Source organism: Methylobacterium nodulans ORS 2060 (genome assembly GCF_000022085.1).
GTDB classification, from domain to species: Bacteria; Pseudomonadota; Alphaproteobacteria; order Rhizobiales; family Beijerinckiaceae; genus Methylobacterium; species Methylobacterium nodulans.
In genome coordinates this window covers 1,002,557-1,017,682 of sequence record NC_011894.1, presented here as the reverse complement: position 1 = coordinate 1,017,682, position 15,126 = coordinate 1,002,557, and the positions used below count along the sequence as shown (strand labels likewise).

The following is a 15,126-nucleotide window of genomic DNA, read 5'->3' as shown; positions in this document are numbered from 1 at the left end:
GAAACAGCGACCGCCCAGCAGCGCTCCAGAAGCCGTGAATTATGCACCGCTGCGGGTCAGGTGCCGCACAAGTTGCTGGGCGTGCGCCGGCAGTGCCGAGACGCTGCGGGCACAAAGGGTCAGGTGCCGGAGCGCCCACGCATCGCTGAGCGGAACCGACCGGATTGCTCCCCGCTCGCCGGATCGTTGCGCGGCCGCTTCGGGGACGACCGCCACGCCCACCCCGCTCTCGACCATCCGGCACACCGCCTCGAACCCGCCCACGCGCACCCGGAACTTGAGCGCGTGTCCGGCCCTGGCCGCGTGGCTGGCAAGATGGGCCTGGAGCGCGCTGCCGTGCCCCAAGCCCACGAAGGGCTCGTCCAGCACCTCCCGGAACGCAATCTTGCTGCGGCCGGCAAGGGCGTGACCGGCCGGCACCACGAGGACAAGCTGATCGGTTCGGAACGGCAAAACCTCCAAGGCGCCAAGATCAACCGTGTCGGCGACGATGCCGAAGTCGGCGAGCCCGCCCGCGATGGCAGCGACGATCTCGCGGCTCGGCCGCTCCTCCAGATCGACGTCGAGCTCGGGGTGGTCCGCGAGGAAGGAGGCCAAGGCATCGGGCAGGAACTCGGCCAAGGCGGCGGTGTTCGACAGCACCCGCACGTGGCCGCGCAGGCCTTTGGCGTACTGCCCCAGTTCGCCCCGCATCTGCTCAAGCTGGCCCAGCACAACGCGGGCATGGTGGGCGACCGCTTGGCCCGCCGGCGTCGGTCGCACCCCGCGGGGCCGGCGTTCCAACAAGGGCACGCCTCCGGTCATCTCCATGCCGCGGATGCGCTCGCTCGCGGAGCCGAGTGCCATCCCGGCCCGCTCGGCCCCACGCGTGATGCTCTCCGCTTCGACCACATGCAGGAACAGACGCAGGTCGGTAAGATCGAAGCGCATCCCTGATTGTCCAGCCTCAGCAGCGCGAGGGCAAGTGCCTTCGGCTCAGCCGAAGGCAGGCCCTGCTCACTTCCGCATTGTCGTATGCCAGCCCTCCTCTCAAAGTGGGTTCATGGCACAGGACACACGAGCGACGATCATCGGCGGAGGGGGCCTTCTTGAGGCAGCTGCCGTCGCACTGGCGGGACTGACCGCTCTCGCCGCGCTGGCTGAGCACAGGACCGACCGGACCTCTTGCTCCGCTCCGATCCCTGCAAATTTCGAGCAGCGAACGGCTCCCGTCGAGCGCCCGCCCGGCGTGGACGCAATGCTCCGGGATATGCGCCTCCACGACTGATCTCTCATTACCTTCGCCAGCACGTCTAGCCATGCTTTTCAGCTTTGAGTTTTCCCCCATCGCCGTTGCAACGCTCACGTTCCTGCTCGCCGGCTTCGTCAAGGGCGTGATCGGGCTCGGCCTGCCGACCGTCGCAATGGGGCTGCTCAGCACCGTGATGGCACCGGCCCAGGCGGCCTCGCTCCTGATCGTGCCCTCGTTCGTCACCAACGTCTGGCAGCTCGCGACCGGGCCGCGCTTCGGCGCGCTGGCGCGCCGGCTCTGGCCCATGATGGCCGGCGTCGTCGTGGGCACGCTGGCCGGGACTGGGTTCATGCAGGGCAGCCACGCCGGACAGGCTGCCATCGCGCTTGGCGTGGCGCTGATGGCTTACGCCGTGCTCGGCCTCACCGCCATGCGCTTCGCGGTGCCGCCACGGGCGGAGCGGTGGCTGGGTCCGGTGATCGGCGCTGTGACCGGGCTGATGACAGCCGCCACGGGCGTGTTCGTGATCCCGGCGGTGCCCTACCTCGGGGCGCTCGGGCTGCCGAAGGACGAGCTGATCCAGGCGCTCGGGCTGTCGTTCACGGTGTCCACTGTGGCGCTCGCCGCTGCTCTCGCGGGAGGTGGCTCGTTCGAGACCGGCACGGCTGGCGCTTCGGCGCTCGCACTCGCGCCGGCACTCATCGGCATGTCCGTGGGCGGATGGATGCGGGGCCGGGTCAGCGAGCGGATGTTCCGGCGGTGCTTCTTCCTCGGCCTGCTCGCGCTCGGTGCCCATCTGGCCTCGCGGGCGCTGATCTGAACACGGCTTTGCTGCCGTGCAGGCAACAGTCCGAGCCTCTGCCGCTTCCGGTGCGAGCGTTCATCCTAGGATGGCGGTGCGAAGGACTGCTGAGGGTCGAGGCTGTGTGAGAACGCGGCTTTTGTCGGGGCGGGCCGCAGAGGGGTAGTCGTGTAACGCCTCGCGAGCGTGGCGGTCAGATCCGGATCGCCGTCATCAGCGGTCCGACCCCGAAGATCTGGATCATCCGCTTCATGTTGTAGGCCAGAACCTGAAGGCTCATCTCGGTCCTGACCTTCGCCAGTGTTCGGGTCAGGAAGTGAGTGGCTCCCATCCAGGCCTCGATGGTGCCGAACGGGTGCTCCACGGTCTGGCGACGGATCTTCATCGCATCCGGCATTCGGTCGAGCCTGTCCTGCATCGCGTCAAGCACACCCTCGTGCACCCACCGCTTGATCCGCCGCGCCGGGTCTGCGGTGCAGCGGGGTTTGAGCGCGCAGGTGGGGCAGGCCGTCAGGTTGCGGTAGTGATCAATCTCATCCCGGCGATCGGATCGGGCGGGACCTCTGGTCAGGTGCTGACCGGCAGGACACGTGGAGTGGTCCTTCTCGGCATCGTAGACGAAGTCCTGCCCGGTGAAGAGACCGCGTTTGGCGTTGCCGGAGGTCAACGTCTTGGGCACGCACGGCAGCACACCGGTGCCTTCACAAGCCAGCACCTGATCGCCGTTGAGGTAGCCCCGATCGGCCAGCGCCGTGAGCGTGCTGCATCCGGTCGCCTCCTGTGCCATGAGGCCCATCGGCGCGAGCTGAGCCCGGTCGCTCCCGAGGTTGGTCACGGCATGAGCCACGATCAGGTGGTGCTCGGCATCCACTGCCGCTTGAACGTTGTAGCCGACGATACCTGTGCCCTTGCCGCTGGTGGCCATCGAGCGCGCATCGGGATCGGTCAGCGAGACCTGCTGGTCGGGCGCAGCCTCGACCCGCTGACGAATCGCCTGCAGAGCCTGCATCTGCTCGCGCAGGCTTGCGATCTTCTCGTTGAGCCGCGCGGTACGCGCTCATGCGCCTAGTTTTACAGTTGCAGGCGGCTTTTTGCCCGGTCAGTGTGACGTCAGCCCCGTGAGGCCACCGCCCTCAACGCCCAACGAAAACACCGCCTGCAACTGTAGTGCTAGGCTACACGGACGCGGCGACGGCCTTCATCGCCTGGGTCGAGAAGCGGGCGCGCGAGCAGAAGCAGGGCGAACGGCTGCAGGTCCTCTACGCTCTCGATGGCAACCATGATGCGGCCGAGGAGGAGCTCGACCATCTCGCTGGGTATCGTGGGTCGCGGCCCATGCGGATCGGCAACGCCGCCGCCGAGCAACTCCAGCTCGACATCTACGGCGAACTGACGGATGCGGTTTATCTCGCCGACAAGTACGGCGTGCCGGCCAGCATCGACACTTGGCACGGCGTGGCGCGTGCCCTCGACTGGGTCTGCCAGAACTGGGACCAACCGGACGAGGGCATCTGGGAGGTGCACCGTCCTCAAGATGATGGGCGTCTGATCCCGTCGTTACAGGGCGTGGGTAATTACTTGGACCGGAAAGACTCTTCCAAGGGATACGTTCCTGGGAACGTCTGGTGGGTTCACAAAGACATCAACGCCTCCAAGCAGAATTCACGATCGAGCACTTCGTTTTCCTATGCTCTAAAGTCGCGGGCCTTTCTCGTCCCGAGACCCCAGTCCCATAAGATCGACCGCCTTCTCTTCGATCGCCCCCACCATCTCAGAGGCGCGGCCGTGCATCACGAGGTTGACTGGCGGTCCTCGATCACCGGGGACCCGGGCATGGAGGCCCGCGTCTCGCTTTTGAGGTTCGAGAGGATCGCGAACACCTTCGTCATCGCCGCATACGACCCGATGTCGATCACCTGTCCGGAGGTGCCCATCACGAGGAGCACATCGTTCTCAGTGAGCCGCATCAGGGCCTTGTTCATCGTCCGGTAGGCGGGCGCGTTCTCGTGGAAGAAGACGACGTTCGGCTTCACGCCCCGCTTCGAGCGACAGCGCTCGACCGGGCAGGTGTCGACCTCCGGGTCCCAGGCCGGGTAGCCCGATTTCGAACCGCTGGCCGCAGGCGAGGCAGTGCATGCTGGTGAGATGGCCGTGAACGTGGAGCACGTCCTCGCATCCACCCCCGCTCCAGCAGGTCATCGATGTTCAGCGTGATCTGCGTCATCCGCTTGCCGAAGTAGGATTGGAGACGCGCCAGCATGCGGTGGGCAGCGTTCGGTTCAACCTCGGCCAGTTGCGCCCGCTGGGCATTGTAAAAGCGGTGGACGACCTCGAAGTTCTTCTTGAAGGCCAAGATGTTTGCGGCCTGGTCGACATTGTGGTTCTCCCACAATCCGTCGCTGTCGCGAAAAGTCTGGATCCAGGAACAGGATGAGATGTCGGCGTCTGTAAAGACAACGAGCTTGGGTAAAGTGGACATCGCAATGCATCTTCAAAGGATGTACTGATTATACCGCTCCTCTGGCCTACTCGGCGAATTCTAACTTCATTTTATCAGACCCAGATGGAAAGCTGTCTTGACCGTGTGAGTTATATTCTTGGCGCCAAGCCGCTTACGCGCCATGTTGAGGTGATGGATGACCGTCCGGTGCGTGAGCCCGAGTTCGTGGGCCGCAACCTTCATCGGCTCGCCATTCGCGACCGCCTGGAGGCAGCGCGCCTGGACGTCGGTGAGGAGCTTCGGACGGGTCTCGGCCGAGAACCGGGGCGCCGTGATAAGCAGGCGCGCGTGGAACTGAAGCGCCATCATCGTCATCATGCTGGTGAGATAGTCGGTCTGCCGCGCGAGCGCTTCCGTCTCCGACTCGTCGGTGGCCATGGTGAAGGCCGACCAGCGCCCGCTCGGCCCGAGGATCGGGATAGTGATTCCCGCCCGGATGCCGTAGGAGCGCGCGTCATCGTAGAGCCGCAAAACATTCTCCGGTATCTCGATCGGCGGCCCCAGTGACCCCCACCGAAATGGTTGAGATTGTTCACGGGATGCTAAGACACACGGATCAATTTGCTCATAATTATTCGCAAAATAGTGTTCTACCCACGGCGGCGCATATGTGCTCGTGATCTCGTGCTCCTGTGCATCGGTCATGCTGAGATAGGCTATCCAACGATAGCCCATGCGGTCGGCCATACGGCTTGCCGCACCGACAAGTCCACCCTCGTCGGAGGCCGCATGGATTTCGTCAACGAACCTCTGGAAACCGAACCTGTCTTCCATCTCCCATCCCCAGCCTACCCCTCAAGCTTAGGGCTTAGAGTCCGTTGGGAAAGGGTGGCCAAGAGAAAATGCGGGATGATAGAGCATGTCTGCTCGTCTCGAATGGATGAATGGCCCCTCCTTGGTCTGGACCGCTGCAAATCGGCCGCGCTATGATCGTCGCAGCCAGAGATACCCGAGTGATATGACGAACGACGAGTGGCTCACCCTGGAGCCACTGCTTCCTGTCGCGGAGGGGATCGGGCGGCCCCGGACCTATCCTATTCGGGACATCATGAACGGCATCCGCTACGTGCAGCGGTACGGCATTCCCTGGGATGCCATGCCAAAGGATCTGCCGCCCGCCAGTCTCTGCTACGATTACTGGCGGTTGCTCACCGATGGCGGCCACATGGACCGGATCAACCATCATCTCGTGATGAGGGATCGTGAGAAGTCCGGGAAAGAAGCCAGTCCAACGCTGGCGATTGTGGATGCCCAGGCGGTGAAGTGTGACGCCCCGCAAGGCGAGCGCGGGTACGATGCGGCGAAACAAGTGCTGGGGCGCAAGCGGCATCTGGCGGTCGACAGCGACGGACGCCTGCTTGCGGTGATGATCACTCCGGCCAACGTTCAGGATCAAGAGGGCGGGATCCCGCTCGTCAAGCGCTTGGTTCGTCTCTGTCCCTGGATCAAGACAATCGTGGTGGACGGTGGGTACAAGGCCCGTTTCATTGAGGCGGTTCAGGCTGGCACGAGCCGTGTCGTGGAAGTGGTCGTACGGCCGCAATTTGGGAAGGGCTTTGTGCTTCTGCCGAAACGATGGCGGATTGAGCAAAGCATCGGCGCTCTCACGGTGTCGCGCCGTCTCAAGCTGGATTACGATACGCTGCTTCACATCTCGGCGGCGGCTATGCTTTTCGCCTCTATAACTCGGCTTCTCGCGTCAATCACTATGAAATGACCCTTTCCCAACGGACTCTTAGAGCAACTTCCCCCCTTCAGTACACGAAAAGCACTGCTAGACAAGCCAGCCTCCATCGAGTCAACAATTTGACGCATTCCGAAGCAGGGACGGTTTAAGAAGCGTGCTGATCTACAGCAGCAGCTCGGACTGTCAAATTTGACAACTTCCCGACTAGGATTCTTTCGGGTAATAGACTGACTCTGTTGCAGGGCAGTAAACCCTAAAAGGCACCAACCATGCACGCAATGGCTCTCACGCGCCACGCGTTTGGCGCGAACTTTGATCTCGTGACGGAGATGCATCGTCTTCGCGCAAGAATTTTCAAGGGCCGTCTAGACTGGGATGTTGCCGTCGCGGGCGATATGGAGATCGACCGCTATGATGCCCTTGAAGCGACCTACCTTCTGCTCCTGACGCCCGCGCGGAAGATTGCCGGGCACGTTCGATTCCTTCCGACAACGGGCCCGAACATGCTCGCCGACACGTTCCCGGACCTTCTCGACGGGGGTCCGGCGCCCAAGGCGGACGAAATTGTCGAGAGTTCGCGGTTCTGTATCGACGGCGAACTCGCCTCGCCCTGTGGCGAGAATGGGATTGCCCCAGAGACGCCCGCGCTGTTCGCCTTGATGCTCGAATGGAGCCTCATGCACCGCAAGCGATATGTCGCCACGGTCACGGATGCCGCGGTGGAGCGCATTCTGCGGCGTTGTGGCTGGCCTCTAGAGCGTCTCGGTGGTGTGCACAAGATCGGCAACTCCCGGGCCTTGGCGGGCCTCCTGCCGGTCACTGCGGGGCATCTGGCTGCCGTGCGCAAGGCGGCAGGGCTGACCGGTCCGTTGCTGCTGTCCGAGAACGACCACGCGCAGGCAGCCTAAGCACTGGGCACTCGGGCGGCTAATCGGCCGCCCGCGCCCCCACGAACTCCAGATGGAAGGCGAGCGCCGTCAGCCAGTGCGTGAAGCCATAGATCATGCCCCGACGCTGCTTAGAGGAGTTGTGGATCGCGTCCCAGCGTCCGGGCAGATCCTGCTTGGCCAGGAACCGCCGGATACCGCTCGCCTCGAACGCCTCCCAGTCCTGCCCTTCGATCTCCACGAAGTGTTGCAGGTCGGTAATGCGGATACCCTGGTCGCGGTATGCCATTAGCCCTCGCAGTCGAACCGGAGCCCGAAGGCGAACAGGGTCAGCGGCGGATCCTGCGGATGTTCGTGCCGAAGGAGGAGGTCTCGAAGCTCGCCCGGATCGAGACGGCCTTCGCGGCGGCCAAGCGCGGGTTTGAGATCCGGGACGTCGTCGCCAAGGGCTCCAGGGACGCGCTGCGGACCATCCAGGGCCTTGTCTACCGTTTCCCGTCCGAGGACGCCTCAGCGGTGAAGACCCAATCATACGCCATGGGGTTGTCGATCCATTCGCCCTCGATCTGGTGCCGTTTCTGGTAGGAGGCGGCGATGGACCGTGCCCAGGAACTCGTCCCAGGCTTCCCGATCGTCCTGGAACGCTGCGACCCAGGTCACGTTCTGGACGTGATCCAGGAGGGTGTGTCCGATCTCGTGGTTGAGTAGGTGCTGGTTGTTCCGGAACCGGTCTCGGACAACGATCTCACCAGTCTTGCGGTGAATTCTGCCGCCGAGGAGGATCTGGACCAGGTCGACCAGCCGCCAGCGCACGACGCCGTGGATGGCGGGCGTTGGCCCCTGCTCGACCAAGGCCCGAAGCGCCGCGCGCTGATCGGCGCTCAGGCGGGGACGGGCACCGGGAGCCTTGCCGTCAATCAGCCCGTCCGGGCCCTGCGCGTTGAAGGCCATGACCCAGTCGCGTACCGTCCTCTCCCTCACATTCATCCGAGACACGGTGATCATCACCGTCTCCCCCTACGCAAGCTCCATCGGCCGCGCTCGATCCGGCTGTCGAACCTACTCCGGATCGGACTCGACTGGCGCTTCGACGCTCTCCCTCAGGCCGCTCTTGCGCATCAGGGTGAGCATCGCCTCAAGCTCGCCCTTGGTGACGATCGCGTAGCCCTGGTCGTTGAGGAAGTCGAGGAGCGCCTGAGGCTCTTCGAGGTTCGGAATCTTGAACTGGTCGGGCAACTCGGCCCAGGGGCGCAGCAGCGGGTGGGTGCGCGCGGTGATCGACATCTCTGGCCCGTAGAGCCGCCCTGTTCGAAGCGGGCCTGCATCCAGGCTTCGTGCTGGCGCTTGGCCCAGGCGGTGCAGAGTTCGAGATAGCGGGCCTTCTCGATCTCGACGCTCGGGGCCTCGTCGGGCTCCGGCGCGTGGAGGGCGGAGATCTCGACCTCGAAGTCGTCCTCGGGGTTGACCTTCATGAAGGCGGAGACGACCGCCTCGGCCTCTTCGAGATCCCAGGTGAGCGGGATCATGTAGAGGTGGCGCTCGCCCATCTCGCGATGCACGAGGCAGATGGTCTGGGGCACGCGCGAGTTGCTGAACGAGGCCCACGACGACGACGTGATCTTCAATCAGGCCCGGGATTGATCGACAGCAGAAGCGGAGGACGATCTCCTCCGCTTCTTTTTGCACTCACGCGATCAAGCGTTTGCGCAGCGCATTGGCCACCGCGTGCGTTCGATCCGCCGCCTTAAGCTTCTCCTTCGCAGAGCCCAACATCGACTCAACTTGCGCGAAGTCGAGTTCGAGGTCGGCGGCGATCTCCTCGTCAGTCATGCCGTTGCATGCCCGCTGGAGCACCGCGACCTCCGGCTTGGTCAGATTGCCTTCGTGGCTCTGCGCCATTCTGGATCCTCCCGAACGCAAGCGACGTCGTGGCTATCGGAACATCGTCGAATGGCAATACGCCCGACGATCACGGCGTTTGTGTGTCATGATCTACGAAGCAGTCATTCGTTTTAGTTTCGAGGCGAGAGCAGGTTCGTGGCATAAATTTCAAGTATTCGTGGTGAGATTGCGAGATAACGGATCGCACCGGCATTCATACTTGAGGAGTTTACCCATTTGTCTGACGTGAACAACACCATCGATGTGGCCGAGGACGCCCCGGCCAAGCCCGAGACCTCTCTGTCCCTCACCGACATCGCCAACGCCGTGCAGGTCATCGACTTCGCGGCCGACGCGGGTGCCTTTCGTGGTTGGAGGAGCCTTTCCCTTATGCCACACGACAGAAGACAGCCGAGAAAGGACTTGACGAGCAAGGGCGCGATCAAACAACAACCCATCTGCGCGGCAGAACCGCGAAGCCTGTGGCGGTGTCGGATCGCTTGATGATCGCGATGGTCCAGACGCCCTGGCCCTGAAGCGCCGCGCGCAGCTTGTCACCCGCATAGCCGCCATCGGCGAAGATCTGGCGCAGCCAGGGACAGCGGTGACGGATCGCCGTCAGCAGGAGCGGTGCTCCGTCGCGATCCTGCACGTCGGCCCCATGAACGAGGACGACGAGCATCAGCCCGAGCGTGTCGGTCACGATGTGGCGCTTACGGCCCTTGATCGTCTTGCCCACATCGAAACCCGCCAGCCCTCCGCTCTCGCGGGTCTTCACACTCTGGCTGTCGATGACGCCCGCGGTGGGGCTGGCTTCCCGCCCTTCCAACTCCCGCGTGCTCAGGACCAAAAGGTGGTTGATCGTCTCCCAGAGACGGCTGTCCCGCCAGCTTTAGAAGTAGCCCTGCACCGTGGATCGGGGCGGAAAATCCTTGGGCAGCATCCGCCATTGGCAGCCGCCGGAGGCGATGTAGAGAATGGCGTCCATCACCGCCCGGAGATCGGTCTTGCGCGGCCGCCCTCCCGGCTTGGGTGGGGGCAGAAGAGGGGCGATCACCGCCCATTCCCGATCCGTCATGTCACTCGGATAACGGGCCGACGAACGCCGATGGTGGTGGCGTGCTGCATCATCCCAGGCCATCCGATCCTCCGCCTTCCGATCGGGCGGAGGAATCACAACCCATTGAGATCACTCAACTCCTTTTCGGCCCGGCTCTAAGACGCCTCGATCGGTCCCGTGTGCTGCGCGAGGCGTTTGCCGACGTGCAGCAGCGCAATCTCGATCAGCGTCACCGCCTCCTTATCATTCTCCTCGCGCGCGAACCCGTGCGCGAGGATCAGCGTTTCCACCAACCCGTCCAGACTGTCTGGAACGGTTGTGGGAGTCATCGTTCTGGTTGTAATCGGACCAAGAGATCCTCGGAAGGTTGCATTCATTGCACCTACTCACCCCCAGTTGCTACGCAGTAAGTACGTACCAGGATCGAATAGCGGTCAACACTGTGCGGGGGTGCTCAGGGTTGTCATTTTTGACACTCACCCGGCCCCGTATCAAAGTGAATACAGTCAAGACAGTGCGGGGGGGCGCTCAGGGTTGTCATTTTTGACACTCCCCCGGGTCCCAGTTCGAAGCGAATAGCAGTCAAGACCGTGCGGGGGTATCCGGGGGTTGTCATTTTTGACACTCATCCGGCCCGCTTCCAAGAGAATTTGCCTGCATCGGCCCCGCGGTTCAGTCGCCGCTGCCATGTCACGCCGACGAGCGCGTCCTGGCTGAACCTGGTCGAGTGCTGGTTCGCGCTGCTGAGCCGGCGCCGTCTGGAGCGGGGCGTGTTCACCAGTACGGCGGACCTGGAGACGGCGATCCAGGGCTACATCGCCGAGACGAACGCTCATCCCAAGCCGTTCGTGTGGACCAAAACCGCCGACGAGGTTCTGGCCAACGTGGCGCGTTTCACCGAGACCCTGATCCGCGAACACCCGGACCTCTACGCGGCCTACAAGGCAACCGGGACAGGCGGCATGCCCAAGATCGGCGTGAAGGCCCGGAACGAGGCCGACATCATCCGGATCGTCGGCGAGACCGAGGTCAGCCGGATGGGGCTTCGCGAGTGGGAGATAGTGAGCCAGGAGGAAGGCTGGCGGAAGGTCGAGAGGATCCCAATCCCCGTCCTGACAGAGGAGTGATCATGATGCGCATCTTCGTGACCTGCAACGACCAGCCGCTACGGTTCGAGCCCCCGGACGAGCGGCCCCAGAACGAGTTCGAAGGGCGAATGGAGACGATGGCGGCCGAGGGCTTTGAGGACCTCGCCCAGGCCATGGCCTACGCCCACATGCACGTGGGCTACGCGATCGGGGGCAGCGACATCCCGGTGCACCTGAACCTCGATCAGTCCGATTTCGTCTCGCCGCCGAACGTCTCCTTCCAAGAGAGTGGAGAGGGGATCTGGGAGATGAAGATCGGGCCGCTGCTGTACGTCGCCAAGCTGCGGTAGGCCGACCATGCCGGATGAAGTTCGAGAACACCTCGTCACCGAGTTCGGAACGGCCACCGTCGTCGACGCCAGCCACGTTACTGGCCCCGAGCGGCATCCAGACGCGGTTGGTCAGGCGTGGGCGATCAGCCACGCCCAAGGCGAGGACCGTCCCTGGCGGTGTCGTCGCTTTGAGATCATGCCTACGGGAAACGTGCGGATGACACGCTTCGGCGAGTACCGCACCCGCCGCCTTGTCCTGGCGGCCTACAACCGGCTCGCCCAGGCGCAAATCATCACTACGACCGAGATCAGCCGGCCGCCCGTGCCCTTCAGGGTAACGTCGCCGTAGCCTGTGGTCGTGAGCGACGTCACCGTGAAGTAGAGCGCGTCGATGTAGTTGCCGATGGCCGGGTTGGTCCGGTGCTGGCTCGCGTAGACGATGCCCGTCATGATGAAGATGAACACGACGAGGTTCACGAGCGCGATGATCACCTCCTCATTGCGGCGGAAGTACGCGAAGTCGGCGCGCAGCCGGTCGAGCAACTGGTAGGTGCGCAGCGTGCGCAGGATGCGCAGGATGCGCAGGAAGCCCACACCCTCGCCGACGATCGGCGCCAGGAAGGATGTGATCGCCGCGATGTCCGCCTAGGTCGTGGGCCGCAGGAACTCGCGCCAGCGATGCTGGCTGATCGCCAGGCGTGAGAGGAAGTCGGCGAGGACAGCGACGCCGATCACCACGTCCAGCCCCTCCACCAGCGGCTGACGCGGCAGGAACGAGGACACGACGATGAACAGCAGGGTGGCAAGGTCGAAGACCAGCAGGGCGTAGCGGAAGCGGTGCGCCTGATCCGTGTCGCCCTCGTAGAGTTCCTTGAGGCGTGCGGTCAGCGGGCTCATGCGTCCAGGTGCACCTAAGCGTTGCCGTGGCTGAGTGCCTTTTCCAGTAACGCAAACGGCTGAGCCAGCGCTCCCTTCGCATCAGATGCGGAGGCCTGGGCGGCTCAGTCCACACTTAGAGTCCGTTGGGAAAGGGTGGCCAAGAGAAAATGCGGGATGATAGAGCATGTCTGCTCGTCTCGAATGGATGAATGGCCCCTCCTTGGTCTGGACCGCTGCAAATCGGCCGCGCTATGATCGTCGCAGCCAGAGATACCCGAGTGATATGACGAACGACGAGTGGCTCACCCTGGAGCCACTGCTTCCTGTCGCGGAGGGGATCGGGCGGCCCCGGACCTATCCTATTCGGGACATCATGAACGGCATCCGCTACGTGCAGCGGTACGGCATTCCCTGGGATGCCATGCCAAAGGATCTGCCGCCCGCCAGTCTCTGCTACGATTACTGGCGGTTGCTCACCGATGGCGGCCACATGGACCGGATCAACCATCATCTCGTGATGAGGGATCGTGAGAAGTCCGGGAAAGAAGCCAGTCCAACGCTGGCGATTGTGGATGCCCAGGCGGTGAAGTGTGACGCCCCGCAAGGCGAGCGCGGGTACGATGCGGCGAAACAAGTGCTGGGGCGCAAGCGGCATCTGGCGGTCGACAGCGACGGACGCCTGCTTGCGGTGATGATCACTCCGGCCAACGTTCAGGATCAAGAGGGCGGGATCCCGCTCGTCAAGCGCTTGGTTCGTCTCTGTCCCTGGATCAAGACAATCGTGGTGGACGGTGGGTACAAGGCCCGTTTCATTGAGGCGGTTCAGGCTGGCACGAGCCGTGTCGTGGAAGTGGTCGTACGGCCGCAATTTGGGAAGGGCTTTGTGCTTCTGCCGAAACGATGGCGGATTGAGCAAAGCATCGGCGCTCTCACGGTGTCGCGCCGTCTCAAGCTGGATTACGATACGCTGCTTCACATCTCGGCGGCGGCTATGCTTTTCGCCTCTATAACTCGGCTTCTCGCGTCAATCACTATGAAATGACCCTTTCCCAACGGACTCTTAGAGCCGTGCCCGTTTCGGTTGAAACGGAGGCTCTGGTTCCAGAAGCCCACCTTATGCGAATGGCCGAGGGCCCGACGCGAAGTGCGCGGGTCCTCGAAAGGTCAGCTATCGGGTGACGAGCGGCCCCTACGGCGGCCCCGACCGAAGGTCCGGAAGTGGCGGATTTCGTTGAAAAACTCGCGGGCGATCTGGATCGAGCACCGATCGGCTGAGCGAGCCGATCCAACATGAGGGGGATCCCGGCCGATCAGGCCGGGCTCAGCTGCTGTAGCGGGATCAGCTGGGCGAGCTTCCTGAGGTTCTGGGCCGCTGCGGCGAGGTGGAACTCGTCCCGGGCCCCGTTCGGACCCCGCAGCCGCAGCCGATCCAGCTTCAGGATTCGCTTGAGGTGGGCGAACAACATCTCGACCTTCTTGCGCTCGCGCCGCGAGGTGCGGCCCTCCTCCGAGGCGCAGATGTCGCGCGCCATCTGCCGGGCGCCTTCGTGGATCGAGCGCGGGATCTTGCGGGCGGGTGTGGTGGGGCAGCATCGTGGCTTCAGCGCGCAGGCGTCGCAGTCGCGCTTGCTGGCCCGGTAGCGCATCATGCCATCGTCGTCGACGAGCGGGAACGGCGTCCGATAGACCTTCTGGCGTGGCCGCAATGGGTGGCCGGCCGGGCAGGTGTAGGCATCGGCTGCAGGGTCGTAGGTGAAGGCTGACCGGCTGAAGGTGCCATCGCGGCGCTCGGACTTGTCGAAGACGGGGATGTGCGGCTCGATCCCGCGCTCGTGCACGAGCCAAGCGAGCTGCTCGGCCGACCCGTAGGCACTGTCGGCCGCAAGCCGGGCCGGCCACAGCCCGAAGCGGTCCTGCGCGCGCGCGATCATGGTGCGGGCTGCCCCGACCTCCGCCTGCCGGATGGCGCGGCTGGCCTCGACATCGACGATCACGGCGTGGTCGAGGTCGATCAGGTAGTTGGTGGCGTAGGCGAAGAAGGCATGGCCCTTCAGCGCGCCCGTCCACTGCGCCGCCGGGTCGGAGCGGGAGACGAACTTCGGCTGGACCTCGCTCGCTGCTCCCCAGGCGGCTTCGTCGAGGGTGTCGAGGTACTCGCGCACCGACCGGCGGATCCGGGCGAGATCGTTCCAGTCGACGGCCTCGGAGGCGTCTGCGGAGCGCTGCTTGTTGGCATCGGCCCGGATCAGGCTGGCATCGACCGCGAAGCCCTCGCCACCGACCAGCCCCTCCTCGATGCAGCGCTGCACGGTGGTCTCGAACACCTCGCGCAGCAGGTCGCTGTCACGGAAACGACCGTGTCGGTTCTTGGAGAAGGTCGAGTGGTCGGGCACCGCGCCATCCAACCCGAGCCGGCAGAACCAGCGGTAGGCGAGGTTGAGATGCACCTCCTCGCACAGACGGCGCTCGGAGCGGATGCCGAAGCAGTAGCCGACGAGCAGCATGCGAACCATCAGCTCGGGATCGACCGAAGGCCGACCCGTGGTGCTGTAGAAGGGACGCAGGTGCGCGCGTAGGCCCGACAGGTCGACGAAGCGGTCGATGGCGCGCAGGAGATGGTCGGCGGGTACGTGGGTATCGAGCGAGAACTCGTAAAACAGGGCGCCCTGCTCGACTTGCCGAGGTCCCATCATCTGCTTCGATCTCCGTCTTTCGACAGGAGTGAATCACCCCGCGACTACCGCCGCAACAGCGGAGTTTTTCAACAGAATCGGCGCGA

General features: G+C 63.8%; 16 protein-coding genes and 5 pseudogenes. 8 read left to right on the top strand and 13 right to left on the bottom strand.

Annotated features, from left to right (window positions below):
* Positions 1-39: 39 nt before the first annotated feature.
* Positions 40-930 (bottom strand): LysR substrate-binding domain-containing protein, encoded by an 891-nt coding sequence (locus tag MNOD_RS04560; protein ID WP_015927659.1) that lies wholly within the window; start codon positions 928-930, stop codon positions 40-42.
* 368 nt (positions 931-1,298) lie between these two features.
* On the opposite strand from MNOD_RS04560, the gene MNOD_RS04555 reads away from it, so the two are divergent.
* A complete protein-coding gene (locus MNOD_RS04555) occupies positions 1,299-2,051 on the top strand; it encodes a sulfite exporter TauE/SafE family protein (RefSeq protein ID WP_015927658.1) in 753 nt (250 codons plus the stop codon).
* Between the two features lie 175 nt (positions 2,052-2,226).
* On the opposite strand, the pseudogene MNOD_RS04550 reads toward MNOD_RS04555, so the two are convergent.
* A pseudogene (locus tag MNOD_RS04550) lies at positions 2,227-3,090 on the bottom strand (transposase); the annotation flags it as partial.
* 110 nt (positions 3,091-3,200) lie between these two features.
* Here MNOD_RS04550 and MNOD_RS50520 point away from each other — a divergent pair.
* Positions 3,201-3,497 (top strand): annotated as a pseudogene (locus MNOD_RS50520) (glycoside hydrolase family 15 protein); the annotation flags it as partial.
* Between the two features lie 326 nt (positions 3,498-3,823).
* On the opposite strand, the gene MNOD_RS50515 reads toward MNOD_RS50520, so the two are convergent.
* The 3 genes from MNOD_RS50515 to MNOD_RS04535 all read right to left on the bottom strand — a co-directional run bounded on the left by MNOD_RS50515 (position 3,824) and on the right by MNOD_RS04535 (position 5,307).
* Positions 3,824-4,066 (bottom strand): Sir2 family NAD-dependent protein deacetylase, encoded by a 243-nt coding sequence (locus MNOD_RS50515; protein ID WP_425277496.1) that lies wholly within the window; start codon positions 4,064-4,066, stop codon positions 3,824-3,826.
* Positions 4,063-4,512 carry a Sir2 family NAD-dependent protein deacetylase gene (locus tag MNOD_RS50510; RefSeq protein WP_083786313.1) on the bottom strand — a complete coding sequence of 150 codons (450 nt, stop codon included), beginning with the start codon at positions 4,510-4,512 and terminating at the stop codon, positions 4,063-4,065. The genes MNOD_RS50515 and MNOD_RS50510 overlap by 4 nt, the downstream gene beginning before the upstream one ends.
* 66 nt (positions 4,513-4,578) lie before the next feature.
* Positions 4,579-5,307, bottom strand: a complete 729-nt coding sequence (locus tag MNOD_RS04535) for a helix-turn-helix transcriptional regulator (RefSeq protein WP_015927657.1) — start codon at positions 5,305-5,307, stop codon at positions 4,579-4,581.
* 85 nt (positions 5,308-5,392) lie between these two features.
* Between MNOD_RS04535 and MNOD_RS04530 the strand changes: the two genes are divergently transcribed.
* Positions 5,393-6,250 carry an IS5-like element ISMno12 family transposase gene (locus MNOD_RS04530; RefSeq protein WP_015927380.1) on the top strand — a complete coding sequence of 286 codons (858 nt, stop codon included), beginning with the start codon at positions 5,393-5,395 and terminating at the stop codon, positions 6,248-6,250.
* Positions 6,251-6,498: 248 nt separating this feature from the next.
* Positions 6,499-7,128 carry an acyl-homoserine-lactone synthase gene (locus tag MNOD_RS04525; RefSeq protein WP_050783278.1) on the top strand — a complete coding sequence of 210 codons (630 nt, stop codon included), beginning with the start codon at positions 6,499-6,501 and terminating at the stop codon, positions 7,126-7,128.
* A gap of 19 nt (positions 7,129-7,147) precedes the next feature.
* Here MNOD_RS04525 and MNOD_RS04520 read toward each other — a convergent pair whose 3' ends face one another.
* Positions 7,148-7,396: a hypothetical protein gene (locus MNOD_RS04520; RefSeq protein WP_015927655.1), complete on the bottom strand. Its 249-nt coding sequence runs from the start codon at positions 7,394-7,396 to the stop codon at positions 7,148-7,150.
* Here MNOD_RS04520 and MNOD_RS04515 point away from each other — a divergent pair.
* Entirely contained in the window at positions 7,390-7,692 is a 303-nt protein-coding gene (locus MNOD_RS04515) for a hypothetical protein (protein ID WP_043748064.1), read from the top strand. The two genes, MNOD_RS04520 and MNOD_RS04515, sit on opposite strands and share 7 nt — an antisense overlap.
* Before the next feature lie 192 nt (positions 7,693-7,884).
* Here MNOD_RS04515 and MNOD_RS50505 read toward each other — a convergent pair.
* The 5 genes and pseudogenes from MNOD_RS50505 to MNOD_RS49890 form a co-directional block, all read right to left on the bottom strand.
* Positions 7,885-8,079: pseudogene (locus MNOD_RS50505) on the bottom strand (helix-turn-helix domain-containing protein); the annotation flags it as partial.
* A gap of 87 nt (positions 8,080-8,166) precedes the next feature.
* Entirely contained in the window at positions 8,167-8,391 is a 225-nt protein-coding gene (locus MNOD_RS41245) for a hypothetical protein (RefSeq protein WP_015927653.1), read from the bottom strand.
* Between the two features lie 402 nt (positions 8,392-8,793).
* Positions 8,794-9,006, bottom strand: coding sequence for a LuxR C-terminal-related transcriptional regulator (locus MNOD_RS04500; RefSeq protein ID WP_015927652.1), 213 nt, complete (start codon positions 9,004-9,006; stop codon positions 8,794-8,796).
* A gap of 430 nt (positions 9,007-9,436) precedes the next feature.
* Positions 9,437-10,129, bottom strand: a pseudogene (locus tag MNOD_RS04495) (IS5 family transposase); the annotation flags it as partial.
* A 74-nt stretch (positions 10,130-10,203) separates the two neighbouring features.
* On the bottom strand, positions 10,204-10,338 hold the full coding sequence (locus MNOD_RS49890) for a hypothetical protein (RefSeq protein WP_280113448.1): 135 nt from the start codon (positions 10,336-10,338) through the stop codon (positions 10,204-10,206).
* A gap of 300 nt (positions 10,339-10,638) precedes the next feature.
* Between MNOD_RS49890 and MNOD_RS50500 the strand changes: the two genes are divergently transcribed.
* Together MNOD_RS50500 and MNOD_RS04485 are read left to right on the top strand one after the other, a co-directional pair.
* A complete protein-coding gene (locus MNOD_RS50500; RefSeq protein ID WP_015927649.1) occupies positions 10,639-11,175 on the top strand; it encodes a hypothetical protein in 537 nt (178 codons plus the stop codon).
* A 2-nt stretch (positions 11,176-11,177) separates the two neighbouring features.
* Positions 11,178-11,486, top strand: coding sequence for a hypothetical protein (locus MNOD_RS04485; protein ID WP_015927648.1), 309 nt, complete (start codon positions 11,178-11,180; stop codon positions 11,484-11,486).
* Between the two features lie 267 nt (positions 11,487-11,753).
* Here the strand turns inward: MNOD_RS04485 and MNOD_RS04480 are convergent.
* Positions 11,754-12,365 (bottom strand): annotated as a pseudogene (locus MNOD_RS04480) (potassium channel family protein); the annotation flags it as partial.
* Positions 12,366-12,531: 166 nt separating this feature from the next.
* Here MNOD_RS04480 and MNOD_RS04475 point away from each other — a divergent pair.
* Positions 12,532-13,389, top strand: coding sequence for an IS5-like element ISMno12 family transposase (locus MNOD_RS04475; RefSeq protein WP_015927380.1), 858 nt, complete (start codon positions 12,532-12,534; stop codon positions 13,387-13,389).
* A gap of 268 nt (positions 13,390-13,657) precedes the next feature.
* Here the strand turns inward: MNOD_RS04475 and MNOD_RS04470 are convergent, their stop codons facing one another.
* On the bottom strand, positions 13,658-15,040 hold the full coding sequence (locus MNOD_RS04470) for an IS1182-like element ISMno9 family transposase (RefSeq protein WP_012631264.1): 1,383 nt from the start codon (positions 15,038-15,040) through the stop codon (positions 13,658-13,660).
* Positions 15,041-15,126: the final 86 nt, after the last annotated feature.